This is a genomic window from Winogradskyella rapida (assembly GCF_042675845.1).
In the GTDB taxonomy this organism is placed as follows: domain Bacteria; phylum Bacteroidota; class Bacteroidia; order Flavobacteriales; family Flavobacteriaceae; genus Winogradskyella; species Winogradskyella rapida.
Map to the genome: position 1 here is coordinate 1,080,291 of NZ_JBHTKM010000063.1, position 1,689 is coordinate 1,081,979.

Sequence of the window (1,689 nt, forward strand, 5' to 3'; positions counted from 1 at the left end):
CGCATAAATAATTTGCGGGTTTACCGTGTTTTCATACAAGGTTGGTAATGGATTCACTTTTAAATCAGCATCCTCTTGCGTTTCATAATAGGTTACATTATAATTTGCTGGGTTTTGAGCGTCTAACACTTCAGTATCCATTGTTGTTAAATCGAATTGTGCACTATCATTTGTTGGATCGCCATCAAGTTCCATTTCATCATCACAAATTTCATATACAATTGGCACGGTGTCCGGATTGGCCTGTGCCGCTTCATGTACTTCAATATAAAAACTTTGTGTGCTTATTGAACAGCCTGTATCTACATTGGTTATGCTTACAAAAATCTGCTGTGGATTGCTCGTATTGGTATAAGAGCTTACCAAACCATTGGTTCCTGCTTCCGCATCAGCCAAGCTGCTATGGTAGCTTACTACAAACTGATTTGGATCCTGACCATTTAACACTTCGTCGTCTTTAGTGGTAAGATCAAAACTATCTATGCCATCGGTAAATAATTCACATTGAATCATATCGGTAACAGCAACCACCTCTGGTAATGGGTGCACTCTAATGGTAAAATCTACTAAAGAATAACATCCTGTACTATTACGTGTTACACGCACATAAATCTCTTGACTTGGTGTCTCTATATTAGTATACTGTGTTGGGTCTGGGATAGCGTTAGTCCCATTATTAGCATCTAACTGCGTTTCATAATAACTTGCCGTTACACCTGCCTCGCCGTTAAGAATAAGTATTTCATTTGCGGTAAGATCAAACACCTCTACACCATCGCCTGTATTAAAGTCATCACACAACTCTAAATCTGGAATATTCTCACTTAAGGTTGGTGTTGGATTTGGTAATACACGTATGGTTAAGGTAACCATATCTGTACATCCGGTGTTGCTATCTGTTACCACAGCATAAAGCGTTTGTGGGTTAGCATCTAAACCATTTACTGAAGTATTGGTATACTGAGTAGGATCTGCAATAGCATTGGTTTGCGCTTGCGCATCTGCACTTGTTTCATAATAGCTAACTAACCAACTACCGTTGTTGCCTGTGATTTCATCATCTTTTTGTGTTAAATCAAAAACTGTAAACTCATCTCCTGGCATCTCCCCTAAGTCATCACATAAACTTAATTGGGTAGGTTGTATCGCTACTGGTGGAAGATTAACTTCTAAATCAAATGTCCCTACATCTTCACAGCCTACCGTTGGGTTATACAAGCGCACATAAATAGTTTGTGGGTTGCTGGTATTGGTATAACTTGTTGTATTTACAATTGGGTTGGCTCCTGTAGCTGCATCTGCTGCACTAACGTGATAGCTAAGCTCTAAAGCTGAAGTATTTTGTCCGTTATAAATTTCACTCTCTTTTACGGTTAAATCAAATTGGGTAATACCATTATTATCCGTATCACATAAAACAATAGGGTCTATTGTCGTTGGTACCTCTGGTGCCGCAATTACATTTAACTCTAATGTGTTTTGTGTAAGACTGTAACATCCTGTTATCGTATTTTCTGAACGCACATAAATCATCTGTGTGTTGGCTACAATATTGGTATACAACCCTACAATTGGATTCACGCCAGTCTCTGCATCCGTTTGCGTTTCGTGGTAGCTAATAACCACATTAGGCTCGTTATTGGTGATCTCTAAGGTGCGTTGTTCTAAATCGAATTCAGCATAACCATC

General features: G+C 38.9%; 1 pseudogene. It reads right to left on the reverse strand.

The features are described from left to right. A pseudogene (locus ACFQ13_RS12050) lies at nucleotides 1–1,689 on the reverse strand (hypothetical protein); the annotation flags it as partial.